This window comes from Xanthomonas arboricola (genome assembly GCF_003353015.1).
Taxonomy (GTDB): domain Bacteria; phylum Pseudomonadota; class Gammaproteobacteria; order Xanthomonadales; family Xanthomonadaceae; genus Xanthomonas; species Xanthomonas arboricola_E.
In genome coordinates this window covers 40047-59948 of record NZ_QREM01000008.1, presented here as the reverse complement: position 1 = coordinate 59948, position 19902 = coordinate 40047, and the positions used below count along the sequence as shown (strand labels likewise).

Annotated in this window: 17 protein-coding genes; 6 read left to right on the top strand and 11 right to left on the bottom strand. The window is 66.9% G+C overall.

What is annotated here, in order from left to right:
* Positions 1–367: 367 nt before the first annotated feature.
* Entirely contained in the window at positions 368–592 is a 225-nt protein-coding gene (locus C0541_RS08180) for a YbdD/YjiX family protein (RefSeq protein ID WP_016904074.1), read from the bottom strand.
* A complete protein-coding gene (locus tag C0541_RS08175) occupies positions 592–2664 on the bottom strand; it encodes a carbon starvation CstA family protein (protein WP_115047498.1) in 2073 nt (690 codons plus the stop codon). Before C0541_RS08175 ends, C0541_RS08180 begins: the two co-directional genes overlap by 1 nt.
* 228 nt (positions 2665–2892) lie before the next feature.
* On the opposite strand from C0541_RS08175, the gene C0541_RS08170 reads away from it, so the two are divergent.
* Positions 2893–3753 (top strand): pirin family protein, encoded by an 861-nt coding sequence (locus C0541_RS08170; protein ID WP_115047496.1) that lies wholly within the window; start codon positions 2893–2895, stop codon positions 3751–3753.
* A gap of 29 nt (positions 3754–3782) precedes the next feature.
* On the top strand, positions 3783–3908 hold the full coding sequence (locus C0541_RS21475) for a hypothetical protein (RefSeq protein WP_274519094.1): 126 nt from the start codon (positions 3783–3785) through the stop codon (positions 3906–3908).
* Between the two features lie 101 nt (positions 3909–4009).
* Here the strand turns inward: C0541_RS21475 and C0541_RS08165 are convergent, their stop codons facing one another.
* Positions 4010–4471: a hypothetical protein gene (locus C0541_RS08165; protein WP_115047494.1), complete on the bottom strand. Its 462-nt coding sequence runs from the start codon at positions 4469–4471 to the stop codon at positions 4010–4012.
* A 593-nt stretch (positions 4472–5064) separates the two neighbouring features.
* The gene (gene nfi / locus C0541_RS08160; RefSeq protein ID WP_115047492.1) at positions 5065–5778 is read right to left on the bottom strand and encodes a deoxyribonuclease V; all 714 of its coding nucleotides are present in this window, start codon (positions 5776–5778) and stop codon (positions 5065–5067) included.
* 103 nt (positions 5779–5881) lie between these two features.
* Here nfi and gpmA point away from each other — a divergent pair, with 103 nt between their 5' ends.
* The 4 genes from gpmA to C0541_RS08140 all read left to right on the top strand — a co-directional run bounded on the left by gpmA (position 5882) and on the right by C0541_RS08140 (position 11213).
* Positions 5882–6631, top strand: a complete 750-nt coding sequence (gene gpmA / locus C0541_RS08155; protein WP_115047490.1) for a 2,3-diphosphoglycerate-dependent phosphoglycerate mutase — start codon at positions 5882–5884, stop codon at positions 6629–6631.
* A 201-nt stretch (positions 6632–6832) separates the two neighbouring features.
* Positions 6833–7150: a hypothetical protein gene (locus C0541_RS08150; protein ID WP_115048129.1), complete on the top strand. Its 318-nt coding sequence runs from the start codon at positions 6833–6835 to the stop codon at positions 7148–7150.
* Between the two features lie 248 nt (positions 7151–7398).
* Complete coding sequence (locus C0541_RS08145; protein WP_115047488.1) at positions 7399–9498, top strand: M13 family metallopeptidase; 2100 nt, start codon at positions 7399–7401, stop codon at positions 9496–9498.
* A gap of 152 nt (positions 9499–9650) precedes the next feature.
* Positions 9651–11213, top strand: a complete 1563-nt coding sequence (locus tag C0541_RS08140) for a phospholipase D family protein (protein ID WP_115047486.1) — start codon at positions 9651–9653, stop codon at positions 11211–11213.
* A 25-nt stretch (positions 11214–11238) separates the two neighbouring features.
* Here C0541_RS08140 and C0541_RS08135 read toward each other — a convergent pair whose 3' ends face one another.
* From C0541_RS08135 to C0541_RS08100, 7 genes are all read right to left on the bottom strand, one after another.
* Positions 11239–12378: a protein-glutamate methylesterase/protein-glutamine glutaminase gene (locus C0541_RS08135; protein ID WP_161959998.1), complete on the bottom strand. Its 1140-nt coding sequence runs from the start codon at positions 12376–12378 to the stop codon at positions 11239–11241.
* A complete protein-coding gene (locus tag C0541_RS08130; protein WP_115047481.1) occupies positions 12375–13181 on the bottom strand; it encodes a CheR family methyltransferase in 807 nt (268 codons plus the stop codon). Before C0541_RS08130 ends, C0541_RS08135 begins: the two co-directional genes overlap by 4 nt.
* A gap of 2 nt (positions 13182–13183) precedes the next feature.
* Positions 13184–14467 carry an EAL domain-containing response regulator gene (locus C0541_RS08125; protein WP_115047479.1) on the bottom strand — a complete coding sequence of 428 codons (1284 nt, stop codon included), beginning with the start codon at positions 14465–14467 and terminating at the stop codon, positions 13184–13186.
* 28 nt (positions 14468–14495) lie between these two features.
* Positions 14496–15023, bottom strand: coding sequence for a chemotaxis protein CheW (locus C0541_RS08120; RefSeq protein ID WP_115047477.1), 528 nt, complete (start codon positions 15021–15023; stop codon positions 14496–14498).
* 10 nt (positions 15024–15033) lie between these two features.
* Positions 15034–17187, bottom strand: a complete 2154-nt coding sequence (locus C0541_RS08115) for a methyl-accepting chemotaxis protein (protein ID WP_161959968.1) — start codon at positions 17185–17187, stop codon at positions 15034–15036.
* Positions 17188–17255: 68 nt separating this feature from the next.
* Positions 17256–19250: a chemotaxis protein CheA gene (locus C0541_RS08105; protein ID WP_115047474.1), complete on the bottom strand. Its 1995-nt coding sequence runs from the start codon at positions 19248–19250 to the stop codon at positions 17256–17258.
* An 18-nt stretch (positions 19251–19268) separates the two neighbouring features.
* Positions 19269–19598 carry an STAS domain-containing protein gene (locus C0541_RS08100; protein ID WP_115047472.1) on the bottom strand — a complete coding sequence of 110 codons (330 nt, stop codon included), beginning with the start codon at positions 19596–19598 and terminating at the stop codon, positions 19269–19271.
* Between the last annotated feature and the right edge of the window lie 304 nt (positions 19599–19902).

The following is a 19902-nucleotide window of genomic DNA, read 5'->3' as shown; positions in this document are numbered from 1 at the left end:
GGACGGATTCACGGCGTGTCCCGCGACGGTGGGCGGGCAAGGGCCCTGCAGCCAGGCCGCAGATCACCCGCCCTACAACGGATCCATCCGCAAGGCCGTCCATCAGCCGCTCTGCCTCGCGGCCTGTCCCGCAGCGGTGGGCGAGCAATGGCCCTGCAGCCAGGCCGCCGATCACCCGCTCTGCAACTGATCCATCGGCAAGGCCGGCCATCAGCCGCCCGGCCTTGCGGCGTGTCTGCGGTGATGAGTGCGAGAGGCCCCCTTGCGGCCAACCCCAAGCCATCAACGCAACAGGGCGCGATTCGCATCGCGCCCTGTTGCGGTTCCACTAGACGATCGGCCACTCGCTGATCAGACACTCGTCCAATCAGCAGCAGCGGAACCCGCTCTTGCCGCCGTAACGCGCATCCTGGCGCTCGCGGAAGAAGGTGGGGTAGTCCATCACCGGTTTGTCCGGGTGTTTTTCCAGCATGTGGCGCACGTAGTTGTCGTAGTCGGGAATGCCGCAGCACAGGCGGGCGGTCTGGATCAGGCGCCGCCAGATGCGGCGATGCACCTGGTACTGGCTGGCAAGAACGAGTTGGGTGCCCATTACAGGTCCGCCATCTGGTGGGGCTGCAAGGCCACGTACGGGGTCTCGCGGTCGCTGCGCTGCGGATTGCGACGTGCGATCACGATCGTCTTGATTGCGTAGACCAGGATCGATCCCACCACGAACAGGAACAGCACCGTCAGCCCGGTGTTGACGTAGGCGTTGGTGACGATCTGCTGCATCTGCGCCACCGTCTTGGCCGGCGCGGTGATGGTGTTGCTGGCGATGGCATCCTGGTACTTGTGCGCCTGCGCCAGGAAGCCCTGCGCCGGGTTGCTGTCGAAGATCTTGATCAGCCCCGCATAGGTGGTGCAGATCAGCAGCCACACCGCCGGCACCAGCGTGACCCAGGCGTAGCGGTCGCGCTTCATCTTGAACAGCACCACCGTGCCCAGCATCAGCGCGATCCCGGCCAGCATCTGGTTGGAGATGCCGAACAGCGGCCACAGGGTCTGGATGCCGCCGAACGGATCGATCACGCCGGTGTAGAGCAGATACCCCCACAAGGCCACGCAACCGGCGGTGGCGATGATGTTGGCGGCCCACGATTCGGTCTTCTTCAGCGCCGGGATGAAGTTGCCCAGCAGGTCCTGCAGCATGAAGCGGCCCGCACGCGTCCCGGCATCCACGGCGGTCAGGATGAACAGCGCTTCGAACAGGATCGCGAAGTGGTACCAGAACGCCATGGTGTCTTCGCCCGGCAGCAGCTGGTGCAGGATCTGCGCGATGCCCACCGCCAGGGTGGGCGCGCCACCGGCGCGCGCCAGGATGCTGTGCTCGCCGATGTCGCGTGCCGTGGCTTCCAGCACCTCGGGCGTGATCGCAAAGCCCCATTCGGACACCTTGGCCGCAACGGCCACCGTGTCGCTGCCGACCAGCGAGGCCGGGCTGTTCATGGCGAAGTAGATGCCCGGCTCGATGATCGATGCGGCCACCAGCGCCATCACCGCCACGAACGATTCCATCAGCATGCCGCCGTAGCCGATGTAGCGCATGTGGCCTTCGTTGGCGAGCAGCTTGGGCGTGGTGCCCGAGGCGATCAACGCGTGGAAGCCGGAGACCGCACCGCAGGCGATGGTGATGAACAGGAACGGGAAGATGCCGCCTTTCCACACCGGGCCGTCGCCGGTGGACGCGAACTGGGTCAGCGCCGGCATCTTCAGGTCCGGCATGACCACCACGATGCCGATCGCCAGTGCCAGGATCGTGCCGATCTTGAGGAAGGTGGACAGGTAATCGCGCGGTGCCAGCAGCAGCCACACCGGCAGCACCGAGGCGACGAAGCCGTAGCCGATCAGCATCCAGGTGATCTGCTTGGCGGTGAAGGTGAAGGCCGGGCCCCAGGTGGGGTCGGCGGCGACCTTGCCGCCCAGCCAGATCGCACCCAGCAACAGGATCAGCCCGACCACCGAGATCTCGCCGATCTTGCCGACCCGGATGTAGCGCATGTACACGCCCATCATCAGCGCGATCGGCATCGTGGCGATGACGGTGAACATGCCCCACGGGCTTTCGGCCAGCGCCTTGACCACCACCATCGCCAGCACCGCCAGGATGATGATCATGATCAGGAAGGCGCCGAACAGGGCGATGGTGCCGGGCACCTGGCCCATTTCCTCGCGCACCAGGTCGCCCAGCGAGCGGCCGTTGCGGCGGCTGGACAGGAACAGCACCACGAAGTCCTGCACCGCGCCGGCAAACACCACGCCGACCACCAGCCACAGCAGGCCGGGCAGGTAGCCCATCTGTGCGGCGAGCACCGGGCCGACCAGGGGCCCGGCGCCGGCGATCGCGGCGAAATGGTGGCCGAACAGCACGTGCTTGTTGGTGGGCACGTAGTCCAGGCCGTCGTTGTTGGCCACCGCCGGCGTGGCGCGGGTCACATCCAGCTGCATCACCTTGTCGGCGATGAACAGGCTGTAGAAGCGGTAGGCGATCAGATAGATCGATACCGCCGCCACTACGATCCATAGCGCATTGATGTGCTCGCCACGCCGCAGCGCCACGGTACCCAGACAGAACGCGGCCAGCAGCGCCAACGCGCCCCAGGCCAGCTTCGAGAACCCTTTCATGCATGCCCCTCAGGAACGATTCACCCAAGGGTCGCCCTCCGCCCGCCCGGGGTCAATGGCGCCGTTCCGGGGCGGGGTAAAACTTTAGTTGTAGAGCGTCTATCGCCAGATGCCGGATCGATAGGCAGCGGCAACGGGTTTTGGAACGATCGGTTGCGCCGGTCGCGGTTGGGCCGCGCGCCGGCTGTACCCATCATGGGAGCCAGTCATTCGCGCAGGGAGAGGTCGATGAGCGTCACCACCACCACCGCAGCGGCACATGTGCTGCGCACCATCCGTGGCCTGCCCACCTCCGACGGCGCCGGGGTCAAGCTGATCCGCGTGATCGGCACCCAGCAGTTGCCGGATCTGGACCCGTTTCTGATGCTCGACGAGTTCGGCACCGAAAAGGCCGAGGATTACATCGGCGGTTTCCCAAGCCACCCGCACCGCGGCTTCGAGACGGTGACCTACATGCTGGACGGGCGCATGCGCCACAAGGACAACCACGGCAACGAAGGCCTGCTGACCCCGGGCAGCGTGCAGTGGATGACCGCCGGGCGCGGGTTGATCCATTCGGAAATGCCCGAGCAGGAATCCGGGCGCATGCGCGGCTTCCAGCTGTGGGTGAACCTGCCGGCGCGCGACAAGATGACCGACCCCAGGTACCAGGAATACGCACCGGAGCGCATTCCGGTCGCGCAGCCGGCGCCCGGTGTCACGGTCAAGGTGATTGCCGGTGCGGTGGGCGAGGTGCGCGGCCCGATCGTGCAGCCGGCCACCGAACCGGTGTACCTGGATATCGCACTGGCACCGGATGCGGCCTGGGACTACGTGCTGCCCAGCGGCCACAACGCCTTCGCCTACGCATTCGAGGGCGCGCTGACGGTGGGCGAGGGCAATGCCGCGCGTGTGCTGCCGGCGCAGGAACTGGCGGTGCTCGGTGGCGGCGAGCGCCTGACGCTGCGGGCCGGTGCCGACGGCGCGCAGCTGATCCTGGTGGCGGGCCGTCCGCTCAACGAGCCGGTGATGCGGCACGGCCCGTTCGTGATGAATACCAAGCAGGAGCTGCTGCAGGCCTTTGTCGACTTCCAGGAAGGGCGGTTCTGAGCCGGCGGCGTCGCGCCCGGGAGCGCGGCATGCGCGATCGCCTGCTGGAGATCGCCGACACCTGCCCGCTCCAGCGGTGGCTCACCGGCCAGACGCGGGCCGATACCGCCGTGCAGGCCGACGGCGACGTGTCACGGGTTGCAGTGAGCATCTGAGAGCCGCGCAGCCGCGCCGGGTACACGACGGCATGCGGGCAACCGGCGCGCCTTGCATGCAGCGGCAAGGCGGCATGCAAGGCGCTGCACTGGCAGTTGCGTCAGCGCTGCAGGGCCAGGCTGGCCGGCTGCAGATCCATGTTCTGCACCAGCGACTGCATCGAGGCCAGTTCCTCGCTGCTGGCGCCGTCGATCCAGAGCTGTGCGTAGCGCTTCTTGCCCAGCTCGACGACGGTGACGCGGCGCGATTCCATGCCCGGCAGCTCCCGGCCGCCCAGGTCGAGCTTGTACCAGTAGATGTCTTCCTGCTGGATCTGGCCTTTCTCCGCGCGGCGGTCGCGTGCCAGCGTCATCGCCGGGTCGCGGGTGGTGAGCATCACGCCGAACACCTGGCGACCGTCGGCGGTCATGGCCTTGCAGACCAGGTAGTCAGCGCCCGCGAGCTCGTTCCACTGCAGCCCGGCGGCTGGCGGTAGCGGCGGGCAGACCGGTGAGGTCTGGGCGTGAACGGTAGCGGCGGCCAGCAGCAGGCTCAGGCCGACAAGGCAGGATGCGGACTTCATTCAAGTGTTCCCCGGCGTTGGATGTCTGCGCAGGGACAGCGTTGTCGACCGTGTCGCGGCATCAGCCCGTGCGCTCCCCGCCCGGCTGTGCCCGCACGCAACCTGTCCCCGACCTATGCAGTCATCACTACCACAGGTGTGGCTGCAGACTCAAGCGCAATTCGCAGTCGCGCGTGCAATCGCGCGTGCGCGCCGGCACTCCCGTTTCGAGACCTGGGCAGGCCAGACCGTCCCGGGGCAGTAGCTCGCACGGGAACGGGCAACGGCCTTCCATGGCTGGCGGATCGGTTGCACGACCGCCGGCGAGCGGCGTGTCGCAAGCTGCTGCGCTGACGGCAGCGGGGACATCTCCGGCCAGATGAGTTCAGTCGTCGCCGGAGCGCTCCCCCGCCGAACGCGCGACCGCTCGCGCATGTGTCGGCAACCGACGCACGCGCTGGGCGCGGACGATGGCAGATCGGTGCCCACCGCGACACTGCTTGCGGAGTCGTTACGTGGCGCGCCGGCCGCCGGCGCGTGCGGACGTGCCGGGATGGTCGGTGGCATGCGGCAGATGCGGACGCACGCCAGCTCGGCCGCATCGCTGCCGCGCGCTAGAACAGCTCTCCAGAGATGTTGCTGCCCAGGGCGATCCCGCCACGCCGCGAGGCCAGCCGATCGGCCAGGCGCGTGGGCTCGGGCAGGCGATAGGCGCGCAGGGTCTGCAGCGTCCAGTCGAGCGCGCCCTGCATCGAGACGCGATGGCCCGGCGAGACGATCAGCGGATTGCAGCGTGGCTTGCTGCGCAGCGCCCAGCCGATCTGCGTGCCGCCCAGCAGGATCGGGCTATGCGCGCCGCGCTCGGGATCCGGCGCGACGAAGCTGCCTGCCAGGCGTTGCTTGGCCACGCCGATGCTGGGCAGGCCGGTCACCACGCCAAAGTGCGCAGCGATGCCGAGCCTGCGCGGATGCGCGATGCCCTGGCCGTCGATGAAGACCAGATCCGGGCGGCGCGACAACAGGGCCAGTGCCTGCAACAAGGCCGGCAGCTCGCGAAAGCTGAGCAGGCCCGGCACGTAGGGCATCGAGGTGGGCACCCGCGCGATATGCGTTTCCAGCGGCATCAGCGTGCCTGCATCCAGCAGCACGGCGGCCGCGCGCGTGGTCCGGCCGTCGTCTTCGAAGCCGACGTCGAAGCCGGCGAGCAGCTGCGGTGTTGCGCCGAGCTGGTCCTGCAGCAGCACGCGCTGCGCCAGTTGCTGTTGCAACCGTCGCGCCTGGATGACGCTGCCATCCCAACCGGCAAAGACAGGATCGATCGTTTGCATGGCCGCAGCATCGCGCGCTGGCCGTGGCGATATCGTGCACGCCTGCGATGCGCTGGCTGCCGTTACAATCGCAGGCTGATCGGCCCCCAATCGGAGAACCGTAGTGACCCGTAAACTCGTACTGCTGCGCCATGGCCAGAGCCAATGGAACCTGGACAACCGTTTCACCGGCTGGGTGGATGTGGAACTCACCGAGCAAGGCCGCCAGGAAGCCGCTGCGGCCGGCAAGCTGATGAAGGACGAAGGGCTGCAGTTCGATGTGGCGCACACCTCGGTGCTCAAGCGCGCCATCCACACGCTGCAGGGCGCGTTGAAGGAACTGGATCAGGACTGGTTGCCGGTGTCCAAGAGCTGGCGCCTCAACGAGCGCCACTACGGTGGCCTGCAGGGGCTGGACAAGGCCGAGACGGCGGCCAAGCACGGCGAGGAACAGGTCAAGATCTGGCGCCGTTCCTACGACATCCCGCCGCCGGCGATGGACGTCGACGATCCGGGCCATCCGTGTCACGACCGTCGCTACGCCACGCTGGACCGCAATGCATTGCCCGGCACCGAGTCGCTGGCGACCACGCTGGTGCGCGTGCTGCCGTACTGGCACGACGCGATCGCACCGCAGTTGAAGGCCGGGCAGACCGTGCTGGTGACCGCGCACGGCAACTCGCTGCGTGCGCTGTACAAATACCTCAACGATGTCTCCAACGAGCAGATCCTGGAGCTCAACATCCCGACCGGCATCCCGTTGCTGTTCGAGCTGGACGACACCCTGCAGGTGCAGAGCTTCCGTTACCTGGGCGACCCGGAAGCGGCCAAGCGTGCCGCCGACGCAGTGGCCAACCAGGGCAAGGCGAAGTAATCGCCGCATCCGCCAGCCGCGTTGCGCGCATGGCGCGCAGCGTGGCGTGGATTTCGCCGCGCACGTTTGAACGACGCGTGCGGAGCTGACACGCCTGCGCGCCTGCTGGTGGATGCAGACCAGGTGCGTGCCGACACGATCAACGCGCGCAACACGTTGAAGGGCAGGCGCGCCTGCGCGCGGTCCTGCAGGGAGGACATGATGTCCGGTAAACGTAACAGGCAACAGATGAGTGCCACCTACTGCCGTGCGTACCTGGTGACGTTGGGGCTGTTGTTGGGCGGTGGCAGCGCTGCGTTCGCGTTGCTGGCCCGTGGCAGCGTGTCCGCCTCGGCGCTGGGCCTGGCGCTGCTGGTCGGCATCGTGGGTGTGGCGCTGCTGGCGTTCGGTTTCTGGGGGCCGGCGCGACACATGCAAGCCTGGGCGGAGGCAGCCTCCGGGCATGAGGTCGCGCTGGTGCTGATGGCGCTGGCGTATCCGGTGTATCTGCTGATGGCGCCGGTCTACGGTCGCAAATGATCGCAGTCGATGGCGCGCTGCTGCGTCGGCGGCTGGGTGGCTGTTGCGGCGGTAACAGCGGTGGCACGCGCGTGCCCAGGCGAGGCGCAGTGCGCTGTGGGTGTGGTGCTCTCCGATAGCACGCGGCAGCGCACAGCGGGGCGTTGCGGTGCCATTGCGTTGAATGATTGTGCGGTTGCTGTGCCTGTGCTGCTTGCCTACTTTTTTGACCGCGTACGACGCGGTCGCATGCCTTGGAGAATGGAAAGATGTTGAGCAAATTTGCGCCACTGTCGCTTGCGGTGGCCATCGCGGTGACGCTCCCGGCGTGTGGCGGCTCCGAGGACACCGCCAGGCCGGCACCGGCCGCAACGCCGGCCGCGCCGACCAGGGTGGATGTGTCCAAGCTCGACGCGCCGATCGTGGCCTTCGGCATCAACGACCTGGATCCGGCCATCAATGCGTGCCAGGACCTCAACGGCTTCGTCAACGCCAAGTGGCTCAAGGCCAACCCGGTGCCATCGGACCGCACCAGTTGGGGCAGTTTCGAGGTGCTGGCCGAGCGTTCGCTGACCATCCAGCACGCGCTGGTGGAGCAACTGGCGCGCGGCAACCTGTCGGCCGGCTCGGTGGATGCCAAGATCGCCGACCTGTGGCGCACCGGCTCGGACGAAGCGGCGATCGACACTGCCGGCATCACGCCGCTGCAGCCGCAGCTCAAGGCGATCGATGCGCTGACCGATGCGCCGTCCATCGCCGCATGGTTGCGCGACAGCTATGCCAGGGGCCAGGGCTTCCTGTTCTCGTTCGGCGCCAATGCCGACTACAAGCACTCCGAACAGATGATCGCCTACGCAGGCCAGGGCGGTCTGGGCTTGCCCGAAAAGGGCTACTACACCGATCCGGCGCAGGCCAGGATCCGCGAGCAATACGTGGCCTACATCGCGCGCGTGCTGGAGTTGTCCGGCATTCCCGCCGCGCAGGCGGCCACGCAGGCCAAGGCGGTGATGGCGTTCGAAACCCGCCTGGCCGCCGCTTCGCTGTCGCGGATCGAACTGCGCGACCCGGCCAAGCGCTACAACCCGGTCGATGTGGCCGGCGCCAATGCGGTGACGCCGCATTTCGACTGGCAGGCGTTCTTCAGTGCGCTCAAGGTGCCGGCGGGAACGTTCTCGCTGAGCCAGCCGGGGTATTTCGCCGAGCTCGATGCAATGCTGGCCGATACGCCGGTGGAGACCTGGAAGGCCTACCTGCGCTTCCACAGCGTGGATGAGGCGGCGCCATACCTGGCCAAGCCGTTCGAGCAGGCCAACTTCGATTTCTATGCCAAGACGCTGCGCGGTCAAAAGGACATGCTGCCGCGCTGGAAACGCACCTTGAATGCGGTCAACGAGGCGATGGGCGAGGCCCTGGGCCAGTTGTACGTGCAGTCCGCATTCCCGGCCGAATCCAAGCAGCAGATGCAGCAGCTGGTGCAGAACCTGTCGGCGGCGCTCAAGGCGCGGCTGGAAAATCTCGACTGGATGAGCGCGGACACCAAGCAGCGTGCGCTGGAGAAGTGGGCCAGCTTCACGCCCAAGATCGGCTACCCGGATCAGTGGCGCGACTGGTCGGGCCTGGAGACCCGCGGTGACGGATTCCTGGCCAACATGCAGGCCGCGCAGGCCTTCAACTACCACTACATGCTGGACAAGATCGGCAAGCCGGTCGACAAGCGCGAGTGGCATATGACCCCGCAGACGGTCAATGCGTACTACAACGCCACCCGCAACGAGATCGTGTTCCCGGCGGCGATCCTGCAGCCGCCGTTCTTCGACCCCAAGGCCGACCCGGCGTTGAACTACGGCGGGATCGGCGCGGTGATCGGGCACGAGATGATGCATGGCTACGACGACTCGGGCAGCCAGTTCGATGCCAAGGGCAACTTCGCCACCTGGTGGACCGATGCGGACCGCAAGCTGTTCACCCAGCGCACCGACCAGCTGGTGGCGCAGTTCGACGGCTACGAGGCGATTCCTGGCGTCAACGTCAAAGGCAAGCTGACCCTGGGCGAAAACATCGGCGATCTGGGTGGCTTGACCGTGGCCTTCGATGCATTGCAGATGGCGTTGAAGGAACAGCCAGAGGCCAACAAACCGATCGATGGCCATACGCAGGACCAGCGCTTCTTCATGAACTGGGCCACCGTGTGGCGGCGCAACTTCACCGACGGCGAATTGCGCGTGCGCCTGAACACCGACCCGCATGCGCCGGCCAATTTCCGCGCCAATGGCGCGCCGTCGAACATGCCGGCATTTGCGCAGGCGTTCCAGTGCAAGCCGGGCGATGCGATGGTGCGTGGCGACAAGGAGCGCGTGGCGATCTGGTAAGCGGCATCGCATCCGGTGCGGACTGTTGCGACGGTCCGTGCTGGAAAACCGGCTGTTTTCGGGTTTGTCGAGCTCGCTTGTGCGCTTGCGTCTGCACATCCAGAGACAGGTGCAGCGTCTAGACTGCCGCGCTCTGCAACACGGGGGCGGCAGTGACAAAGCAAAAAATCATCACATGGATCGGCATCGGTGCACTGCTGCTGGTGCTGGGCAGCGTGCTGTCGCTGTACGGCTACGGACGCTTTGCCGATCGTCAGCGTGGTGCGGTGAGCCACGCGCTGCCTGCCACGGCAATCGCCACGCCGATCGATCAGGTGGTCGCGCCGCTGCAGCAGGCACATGCCGGCCAGACCGGCATGGTGATGCTGCCCGACAATGTCGATGCGTTTGCGGTGCGTGCGCTCACCGCGCGTGCGGCCGGGCGCAGCCTGGATCTGCAGTACTACATCTGGCATGCGGACTTCACCGGCAACCTGCTGCACAACGAACTGCTGCATGCGGCCGATCGCGGCGTGCGCGTGCGCCTGCTGCTGGACGACATGAACATCCATGGCAGCGATTCGGTGCTGGCGGCGCTGGACAGCCACCCGATGATCGAGATCCGTCTGTTCAATCCCACCCGTGCGCGCGAAGGCACGCTGATGCGCGGCGTGGAGATGGTGCTGCGCATGTTCAGCATCAACCGGCGCATGCACAACAAGGCCTGGATTGCCGATGGCCGGATGGCGGTGGTGGGTGGCCGCAATGTCGGCGATGAATACTTCGATGCGGCGCGCGAGACCAACTTCACGGACATGGATGCGGCCTTGATGGGGCCTGCGGTGGGCCAGGCCGAGCAGGTCTTCGATGCGTACTGGAACAGCCCCAATGCCCTGCCGCTGGCTGCGCTGGTGAGCGCACAGCCGCAGGCACTGGATGCGTTGCGCGGCAGCCTGGATGCCGGCCTGGAATCGGCACGCGCGCATCCGTATGTGCAGTGGCTGCACCAGTCGCCGAGCGTGCAGGCGTTGACGCAGGGCCAGCGCCAGGTGCATTGGCTGGACCAGGCGCGCATCGTTTCCGATCCGCCGGAAAAGGCCGAGGGCGCATCGCCGCAGGCGGACTGGATGACGCCGGTGTTGCTCGGCGAAATGGCGCATGCGCAGCGCGAACTGAAGGTGATCTCGCCGTACTTCGTGCCGGGCGATGAGGGCATGCGCTGGATCGGCGCATTGCGTCGGCGCAACGTGCGCGTCAGCGTGCTCACCAACTCGCTGGCGGCAAACGATGTGGTTGCCGTGCACAGCGGCTATGCCGATTACCGGGTGCCCTTGCTCACCCAGGGCGTGCGCCTGCACGAGCTCAAGCCGATGGGCAAGCCGGACGGCAGCCTGTTCGGCTCCAGCGGCGCCAGCCTGCACACCAAGGCGTTTGTAGTGGACGACCGCAGCGGCTTCATCGGCTCGTTCAATCTGGATCCGCGCTCGATGAACCTCAATACCGAGATGGGCCTGCTGTTCGACGACCGCGCAGTGGCCGCGCAGCTGGAGCAGGTCTACAACCGCAAGATCAGTGCGCCGCTGAGCTACCGCGTGACCCTGGAGCAGGGCGCGCTGCGCTGGCACGACGATGCAGCGCAGCCACCCGAGGTGTGGTCGCAAGAGCCGGCCGCGAGCGTGTGGCGGCGTGGTGCGGCGGCGGTGATGGGCTGGTTGCCGCTGGAGTCGCAGTTGTAGTTCCGCCGTCTGCGCGTGCGGCGCGCTACTGCAGCTGCGTCACGATCTCGCGCGCCATCGCGCCCAGCGGCAGGATGCGGTCGGCACCGCCGCGTTTGATCGCTTCCTTGGGCATGCCGAACACGATGCTGGTGTGTTCGTCCTGCGCCACCGTGCGTGCGCCGGCCTGGCGCATTTCCAGCAGCCCGGCGGCGCCGTCGTCGCCCATGCCGGTCATGATGATGCCCAGCGCATTGCTGCCGGCCGCGCGCGCGGCCGAGCGGAACAGCACATCCACCGATGGGCGATGCCGGTTGACCGGCGGGCCCTCCATCACTTCGACAAAGTATTGCGCGCCACTGCGGCGCAGCAGCAGGTGCTTGCCGCCGGGCGCGATCAGCGCGCGGCCCGGCATCACCCGGTCGTTGTTGGCGGCTTCTTTCACTGCGATCTGGCACAACCCATTCAGGCGCGCGGCGAAGGCGGCGGTGAATTTCTCCGGCATGTGCTGCACGATCACGATGCCGGGGCAGACGCGTGGCAGGGCGGTCAGCACTTCTTCCAGCGCCTGGGTGCCGCCGGTGGAGGTGCCGATGGCGACGATGCGCTCGGTGGTCTGCGCCAGCGCGCGTCCGCTTTGCGCCGGCAGGATCACGTCGGCGGTGTGCTTGACCTCCGCTTCCAGCGGCGCTGCGGCAACCCGCGCAGCCAGCCGTTTGACGTTGGCGCGTGCGGCGCTGCGCACGGTAGTGACCAGTTCCTCGGCCGAGTCGGTGAGGAACTGCTTCAGCCCCAGGCGCGGCTTGGTCACCACGGCCACCGCACCGGCGGCCAGGGCGTCCATGGTGACGCGTGCGCCTTTTTCGGTGAGCGTGGAACAGATCACCACCGGGGTGGGGCGCTCGCTCATGATCTTGCGCAGGAAGGTGATGCCGTCCATGCGCGGCATTTCCACATCCAGCACGATCACGTCCGGCCATTGCTTGCGCATCTTCTCGATCGCCAGCAGCGGGTCGGCCGCGGTGGCGATGACCTCGATGTCGGGGGCGTCGTTGAGCACGCCCACCAGCACCTGGCGCACCACCGCCGAGTCGTCGACGACCATGGCCTTGATGGCTTCGGTGCGGGCAATGGGGCTGGCGGCAGGGCGGTTGAAGGCGGTCGACACGGCGGATCCTTGGCTCAGGCCTTGCGGAATATCGAGGGTGCCACCTGGACCAGATCGATGTCGAGTTCGCTCAGGCTCTCCGAATGACCGATGCAGAAATAGCCGCCCGATTTGAGGTTGGACAGCACGCGCAGGATGACCTCGCGCTTGGTCTGCCCATTGAAGTAGATCATCACATTGCGCAGGAAGATCGCATCGAAGCTGCCTAGCATCGGCAAGGCCGTATTGAGGTTGGCATGCACGAACCTGACCCGGTCGCGCAGGCGGCGTTCCACCAGCAAGGTGCCGTCGTATTCGCCCTGGCCACGCAGGCAATAGCGCTTCAGATACGCCTGCGGAATGCCGTCGATACGCTGCAGCGCGTAGTGCCCGGTGCGCGCCTTGGCCAGCACGCGGGTGCTGATGTCGCTGCCGACCACTTCGAACGGGCGGCCCTGCAGGGCGTCATCGAGCACCATCGCCATGCTGTAGGCCTCTTCGCCGCTGGAGCTGGCCGCGCTCCAGCAGCGCAGCGGCAGGCCGCCGCGATGGTCGCCGGCCAGCCTGCGCAGCAGCTCGAAGTGCTTGGGTTCGCGGAAGAAGTAGGTTTCGTTGGTGGTCAGCAGGTCGATCGCGGTCTGGATCTCGGCGCGGTCCTGGCGGCTTTCCAGCAACTGCAGGTACTGCGTGTAGGTGCTGAACTGGTGTTCGCGCAGGCGCTTGCCCAGCCGGCCGCACAACATGGCCTTCTTGCCGGTGGAAATGCTGATGCCCGCCGCTTCGAAGATGAAGCGCTGGAAGCGGCCGAACTCCTGTTCGGTGATGGCGGTGGCTGTGCTCATGGTCAGGCGACATCCGCATCGCTGGGCAGTGCATTGCCGCACAGGCGGGCGATACGCTCGGCGTGTTCGCGCCACCATTCCGACAGCATCGGCCCGGGCATCGGCGAGCCCATCAGGTAGCCTTGCGCCAGATCGCAGCCCAGCTCGCGCAGCAGCCGCCAGTCCTCCGGCGTTTCCACCCCTTCGGCCACGGCGGTGAGGTCGAGCCGGTGCGCCAGCTCCAGCGTGGATTCGAGCACGGTGCGCTGACTGCGGCTGCGATGTGCGGCATGCACGAAGCTGCGATCCAGCTTGAGTTCGGTGAAGGGAATGCTGGCCAGGCGCTGCAACGAGGAAAACCCCGTGCCGTAGTCGTCGATCGACAGGCCGAAACCATGCAGGCGCAGGCGCGCCAGCATGCTCAAGGCATTGGCCGGCTCCACGATGGCGCTTTCGGTGAGTTCCAGCACCAGGTCGGCCGGGCTCAGGCCGTTGTCGCCCAGCTTGCCGCACAGCTGTTCGAGAAAGCCCTGCTCGCCGAGCAGGTTGGGCGACAGGTTCAGCGCCAGGCTCAGCTCCAGGCCTTCAGCGCGCCAGTCCACCAGTTGCGCGACCGCCAGGTCGATCACCTGCTGGGTCAGGGCATGGATCAGGCCCTCGCGTTCGGCCAGCGGAATGAAGCGGTCCGGCCCGATCATGTCGCCTTGCGGGCGGCGCCAGCGCGCGAGCGCTTCCACGCCGCGCAGGCGGCCATCCTTCAGATCGAGCTTGGGTTGGTAGGCCACGCGGATTTCGCCGCGGCGCATGGCCCGGTCCAGCCGCGAGGCAGCCGCGCCGCCGCCGGGCATCAGCGGCGACAGCGCCGCCTGTACAAACGCGGGCGCGTTCGTGGCCAGTCCCGGTTCGCACTCCAGCACGGTGGCCAGGTCCTGCAGGTGCATCGGCTTTTCGATGCCGCCGAGCACGCGCACGCCGGCGCTGCGGCTGAGCTGCATCACCGCATCGATCAGGGCGCCGCCGCGCTGCGAGACCACCACTACCGGCACGCTGTACTTGCCGCGTGCCAGCGCATCGAGCAACTGCACGCCATCCATGCCCGGCATTTCCAGGTCGATCAGCAGCAGCGATGGGGCCACCGCACTGCTCAGCCAGGCCAGTGCGGCGTGGCCGTCGACTGCGCCGTCGACGGCGACGGCGCCGAGCTGGCGGCACAGCGCCATCGCGTGTTCGCGCTGGACCATGCTGTCGTCGACGACCAGTACCGGGCCGTCCAGCGCGCAGCGGCAGGAGAGAAGGGTGGGGCGCATGGGAGTCCTTGCGTGCAGGCTGGACATGTCAGGCTGCCAGGTCGGCGACAGGCAGCTGGGCGAGTGCGTCGTTGCCCAGCACCGCATCGGCGTCGAGCAGGATCACGAAGCGCTCGCCGATCCTGGCCATCGCATGGATGCACTCGCGTGCGATGCCGGCGCCGAAACTCGGGGCGTCGGCAATCGCGTCGGGTGCGATCTCCAGCACCTCGCTCACCGCATCCACCAGCAGGCCGAGCACCTGGTGGTTCTGGCCATGGACGATTTCCACGATCACGATGCAACTGCGCCTGGTGATCGCGCTGGCGCTACGGCCGAAGCGTTGTTGCAGATCCACCACCGGCACCACCGCGCCGCGCAGGTTGATCACCCCGCGTAGCGCCGGCGGCATCATCGGCACGTCGGTCGGCGTGCGGTATTCGATGATTTCCTTGATGCCGAGAATCTCCAGGCCGAACATCTCCGTGCCCAGCAGAAAGGTCAGGTATTGCCGTGGCGCCGTCGATGGCGGCGCGACGGCGGTTGGCGTGGTGCCGGCAGCGCTGTGCGGTTGCATCGTCGTGTCCTCAGAAGCTGGCGAACTGCGATTCGTCGATCGCATCGGCGGTGGCCGCCACTGCGCCGATCTGGCGCACGTTGGTGCGACGCGGCGGTGCGCTGGTCGGCCCCGGGTGGCTGGCCGGCACGACACGGCGTGGGCCGCTCTTGTTGCCTGCGCCAGCGCTGCGCCCGCCATTGCCCAGGCGGAAGAAGCCCATCAACTGCTGTAGCTGTTCGGCCTGCGCGCTCATTTCCTCGGAGGTGGCGGCCAGCTCTTCGGCATTGGCGGCAGCCGACTGCGTGGTCTGGTTCAACTGGCCGACGGCAGTGTTGATCTGGCTGACCCCGGCGGTCTGTTCTTCGGAGGCGGCGGCGATTTCCTGCACCAGGTCGGAGGTGCGGCGGATCGAGGGCACCATCTCGCCGAGCACGCGGCCGGCGCTTTCGGCCAGGTCCACGCTGGAGCCGGCCACCTCGCCGATCTCCTGCGCGGCGATCTGGCTGCGTTCGGCCAGCTTGCGCACTTCCGCCGCCACCACCGCAAAGCCCTTGCCGTGTTCGCCGGCGCGTGCGGCCTCGATGGCGGCGTTGAGCGCCAGCAGATTGGTCTGGTAGGCGATGTCGTCGATGATGCCGATCTTCTTGGCGATGTCCTTCATCGCCACCACGGTGGCGCGCACGGTGTCGCCGCCGTCGGCCGCTTCGCTGGCAGCCTTGGCGGCCATGCTGTCGGTGACGCGCGCGTTCTCGGTGTTCTGCGCGATGGAGGCGGTCATCTGCTCCAGCGAGGCGCTGGTCTCTTCCACCCCGGCGGCCTGTTCGCTGGCGGCCTGGGCCAGCGCCTGTGCGGTGGCGCTGACCTGTTCGGAGGCGCTGGCCAGGTTCTCGGCGTTGCGGTTGACCTCATCGACGATCTCGGTCAGCCGGCTCATGGTGGTGTTGACGTAGCGCTGCATGTCGGCAAACGCGCCTTCGTAGCGGCCTTCCACGGTGTGGGTGAGGTCGCCGTCGGCCATCGCGCCCATCACCTGGATCACTTCGGAAATACTGCGCAGGTTGCCGCGCGCACGCTCCACGGTGTCGTTGATGAAGGCCTTCTTGCCCGGCAGCTGCGCCAGCGGCGCCTCGAAGTTGCCGCGGCCGAATTCGGCCACCACGCCCATCGCCAGCTTCTTGACCGCGATATGCGCGCCCACCATCTGGTTGATGCCGGTGGCCATGCTGCGGAAATCGCCATCGAAACCGCTGCTGTCGATGACCACGTCGATATCGCCGGCTTCGTGTTCGGCCGACATGTGGTTGATCTCGCGGATCAGGCCGGTGAGGTTGCCGCGCACCTGTTCCAGGGTCTCGTTGATGAAGCGCTTCTTGCCCGGCAGCAACGGCAGCTGCGCGGTGAAGTTGCCGCGGCCGAATTCGGCCACGCAGGCGATGGCCTGCTTCTTGACGGTGATGTGGCTGGCCACCATCGCATTGATGCCTTCGGCCATGCGGCGGAAATCGCCGGGGAAACGTTGCGTGTCGATGACCACGTCGATATCGCCGGCATCGTGCTCGGCCGCCATGCGGCCGACCTCGGCGACCATGCCGGTGAGGTTGCCGCGGATCTGCTCGACGATCTCGTTGATCAGGGCCTTCTTGCCCGGCAGGCGTTCCAGCTCGGCGGCGAAGTTGCCGCGGCCGAACTCGGCCACGCAGGCCATGAGCTGCTTCTCGACCGCGAGATGGTTGGCGACCAGGCGGTTGATGCCTTCGCCGATGGTGCGGAAGTCGCCGTCGAAGCGTGCCACGTCGATGCGCGCGTCGATCTCGCCGGCGTCGTGTTGCTGGCAGACGCGGTTGATCTCCTGGTCGACCTGGGCGATGGCGCTCTGCAGCTTGCGCAGCGCACGCAGCACCTCGCAGGCCTGTTCGTCGCGCAGCTGCGGCAGGGCGACGGCGAAGTTGCCGCGCGCGAATGCATCCAGCGTGGTGGTGGCAAGCTCGAGCGAGCCGGTCGCGATGCGGATCGCATGGAACAGCAACGCACCGCTGACGAGTGCGGCCAAGACGCTGGCGGCGAGCAGGGCGCCGTGCGACAGCGTCAGCGCAAAGCCGGCGACCACCACCACGACAGGCAAGGCAAGGGCGAGGGCGGCGGTGAACCACAACTGCGTGGCGATCGGGAGACGGTGTGACATGGCGGCAGCTTCCTGGGGTCAGGGAACAACGAACGAGGCGGTGATGTGGGGAGTGCTTGTGTGGTGACTCAGGCCGCCAGGGCGTCCTGGTTGGGATGCAATTGCTGGAGCAGGCTGGGCACGTCGAGAATCAGCGCGACATCGCCGCTGCCCAGGATGCTCGAGCCACTGATGCCCTTGACCTGTGCGAAGACCCTGGACAACGGCTTGATCACGGTCTGCCATTCGCCCAGCAAGGTGTCCACGACCAGGCCGAAGCGCTGGGTACCCTGGCGGATCACCACGATGCTCTCGCGCGCCGGCGTCTTGCCGCCGAGCGCGAACAGTGCGCGCAGGCGCACATACGGCAGCACGCTGCCACGCAGGTCGATGTAGTCGCTGCTGTAGTCGGGCGCGAACTCCACGCATTCCTCCACCACGTCCAGCGGCACCACGAACACCGACTTGCCGACGCCGACCTGGAAGCCGTTGATGATGGCCAGCGTCAGCGGTAGCCGCACCGAGATGGTGGTGCCTAGGCCTGCGGTGCTGTCGATCTCCACGGTGCCGCGCAGCGCGGTGATGTTGCGCTTGACCACGTCCATGCCCACGCCGCGGCCGGAAAGGTTGGTGACCTTTTCGGCAGTGGAAAACCCCGGCTCGAAGATCATCGCGAATACCTCGCGGTCGCTGAGCTGGCGGCCCGGCTCGACCAGGCCGCGTTCCAGCGCCTTGGCCAGGATGCGCTCGCGGTTCAGACCGCCACCGTCGTCGGTGATCTGGATGACGATGCTGCCGGAGTCGTGATACGCATTCAGGCCCACGGTGCCGCGGGCGGGCTTGCCGCGCGCCACGCGCACCTCCGCCGGCTCGATGCCATGATCCATGGCGTTGCGCACCAGATGGGTGAGCGGGTCGCCGATCTTTTCCACCACCGACTTGTCCAGCTCGGTGTCTTCGCCGGCCACCACCAGCGCGATGTCCTTGCCGAGTTCGCGCGCCACGTCGTGCACCACGCGCTGGAAACGGCTGAAGGTGCCGCCGATCTTGACCATGCGCAGTTGCAGGGCGCTTTCGCGCACCTCTTCCACCAGCCCGGCCAGGATCGAGGCCGATTCCAGCAACTGCGCATCGCCGCTGCGCTGCGCGTTGGCATTGGTGCCGGCCACCGCGATGATGAGTTCGCCGACCAGGTCGATCATGCGATCGAGCTTGTCGGCGTCCACGCGGATCGAGCGCGCGTCCGAGTTGCGGGCGCCGGTGTCTTGCGGTGCGCGTGCCGGCGCTGCGGCCGGAACGGCGGCCGCTGCGGCGGCGGTCACGACCGGCTCGTCTGCAAGCACCGCGGCGGCGTCCATCGGTGCCGGCACCGGGATGATCTCCAGGTCGCAGTCCTCGCGCACGAACTCGAACACGTCTTCGATCGCGGCACGGTCGGCGTCGCTGCGCAGCAGGATCCGGAAACCGAGGTAGCTGGCTTCCGGATCCAGCGCGTCGAAGCTTGGCAGCCCGCTGACATCGGTATTGATCGACTCGACCGAGCCCAGCCCGCGCAGGTTGCGGATCAGCTTGAGCGGCGAGTTGCCGTAGCGCAGCGCATCGGCGAACAGCTTCAGCGTGATGCGCCAGTAACCGCTCTGTTTTTCCGGGGTGTTGTGCTGGAAGGCGGTGGCAGTGACTCCGCAGGCGCTGGCCTGCAGATAGGTTTGCAGTTGCGCCAGCAGGGGCTCGGCCTCGGCAGCCAATGCATCGGCATCGGCGTGAGCGGGATCGGCGGCGGTTTCCACCAGGGCATGGATGTGGTCGCAGCACACCAGCAGCAGCGCGATCAGTTCCGAGCTCAGCGTCAGCGCATCATCGCGCACCAGGTCCAGCACGCTTTCCACCACGTGGGTGAAACCGACCAGCTGCGGCAGGTCGAACAGGCCACCCGAGCCCTTGATGGTGTGTGCCGCACGGAAGATCGCATTGACCGCGTCCGGCGAGGATTCGCCACGCTCGGCTTCGAGCAGGTGACGTTCCATGTCTTCGAGCAGGTCCCGGCTTTCGGCCAGGAAGGTCTGCATCAGCTGGTTCATGTCCATGCGAGCGCCACCGTTCCCTTAATGAATCTGTTCGCCGAGACCCGCAACCGCATGCGGGTACAGTGCTTCGAGCAGGCCCAGCAGCTCGATCACATCGACCACCGCGCGGCTGGAATCGGTCAGTGAAAACGGGCGGCCATCGGCCTGGATCGCCTGCTTGGTGGCCAGCAGCAACTGCAGGCCGGTGGTGTCGATCTCGCTGACCGCCCCCAGGTCCAGGCGCAGTCCGCCCGGATGCAGCAAGGCCGGCTGCAGCAGCGGCTTGAGTTCGGCAGCGCGACGGATGGTCATCTCGCCTTCCAGGGCGAGCGTCAGCGGTGCGGGTAGATCGGACAGTGGCGTGATCATGGGTGCCTCAAGCGATGCGATGGCGCACGGATGCGTGCCATGACGCGGAACAGGGGTGCTCCGGCGTGGGCTTGCGTGGGCAGTGCTGCACACGGGGATCACGCCGGTCCATGCAGGTATCGGCGCGTGGCAGGAATATTTAGGCCAAATTCAGTGCAGTGACGGATTTGAGAAGGCCATCACTGCCTGGGCATTAATTGCTCAGCTTTGTCGCAAGCAGGCTCAGGTCACCAATGTCCTGGACAGTCCCGCAGGACAGATGGCTGCATGTCAGCCGACGTCTTTCATGCACGCGGTCCGGAGT

Coding starts and splice junctions, on each gene's coding strand:
- C0541_RS08145 (WP_115047488.1), top strand. CDS start 7,399: ATGTTGAGCAAATTTGCGCCACTGTCGCTTGCGGTGGCCATCGCGGTG.
- C0541_RS08120 (WP_115047477.1), bottom strand. CDS start 15,023: ATGCAACCGCACAGCGCTGCCGGCACCACGCCAACCGCCGTCGCGCCG.
- C0541_RS08150 (WP_115048129.1), top strand. CDS start 6,833: ATGTCCGGTAAACGTAACAGGCAACAGATGAGTGCCACCTACTGCCGT.
- C0541_RS08170 (WP_115047496.1), top strand. CDS start 2,893: ATGAGCGTCACCACCACCACCGCAGCGGCACATGTGCTGCGCACCATC.
- C0541_RS08165 (WP_115047494.1), bottom strand. CDS start 4,471: ATGAAGTCCGCATCCTGCCTTGTCGGCCTGAGCCTGCTGCTGGCCGCC.
- C0541_RS08175 (WP_115047498.1), bottom strand. CDS start 2,664: ATGAAAGGGTTCTCGAAGCTGGCCTGGGGCGCGTTGGCGCTGCTGGCC.
- C0541_RS08105 (WP_115047474.1), bottom strand. CDS start 19,250: ATGGACATGAACCAGCTGATGCAGACCTTCCTGGCCGAAAGCCGGGAC.
- C0541_RS08100 (WP_115047472.1), bottom strand. CDS start 19,598: ATGATCACGCCACTGTCCGATCTACCCGCACCGCTGACGCTCGCCCTG.
- nfi (WP_115047492.1), bottom strand. CDS start 5,778: ATGCAAACGATCGATCCTGTCTTTGCCGGTTGGGATGGCAGCGTCATC.
- C0541_RS08130 (WP_115047481.1), bottom strand. CDS start 13,181: ATGAGCACAGCCACCGCCATCACCGAACAGGAGTTCGGCCGCTTCCAG.
- C0541_RS08115 (WP_161959968.1), bottom strand. CDS start 17,187: ATGTCACACCGTCTCCCGATCGCCACGCAGTTGTGGTTCACCGCCGCC.
- C0541_RS08125 (WP_115047479.1), bottom strand. CDS start 14,467: ATGCGCCCCACCCTTCTCTCCTGCCGCTGCGCGCTGGACGGCCCGGTA.
- C0541_RS21475 (WP_274519094.1), top strand. CDS start 3,783: ATGCGCGATCGCCTGCTGGAGATCGCCGACACCTGCCCGCTCCAGCGG.
- C0541_RS08180 (WP_016904074.1), bottom strand. CDS start 592: ATGGGCACCCAACTCGTTCTTGCCAGCCAGTACCAGGTGCATCGCCGC.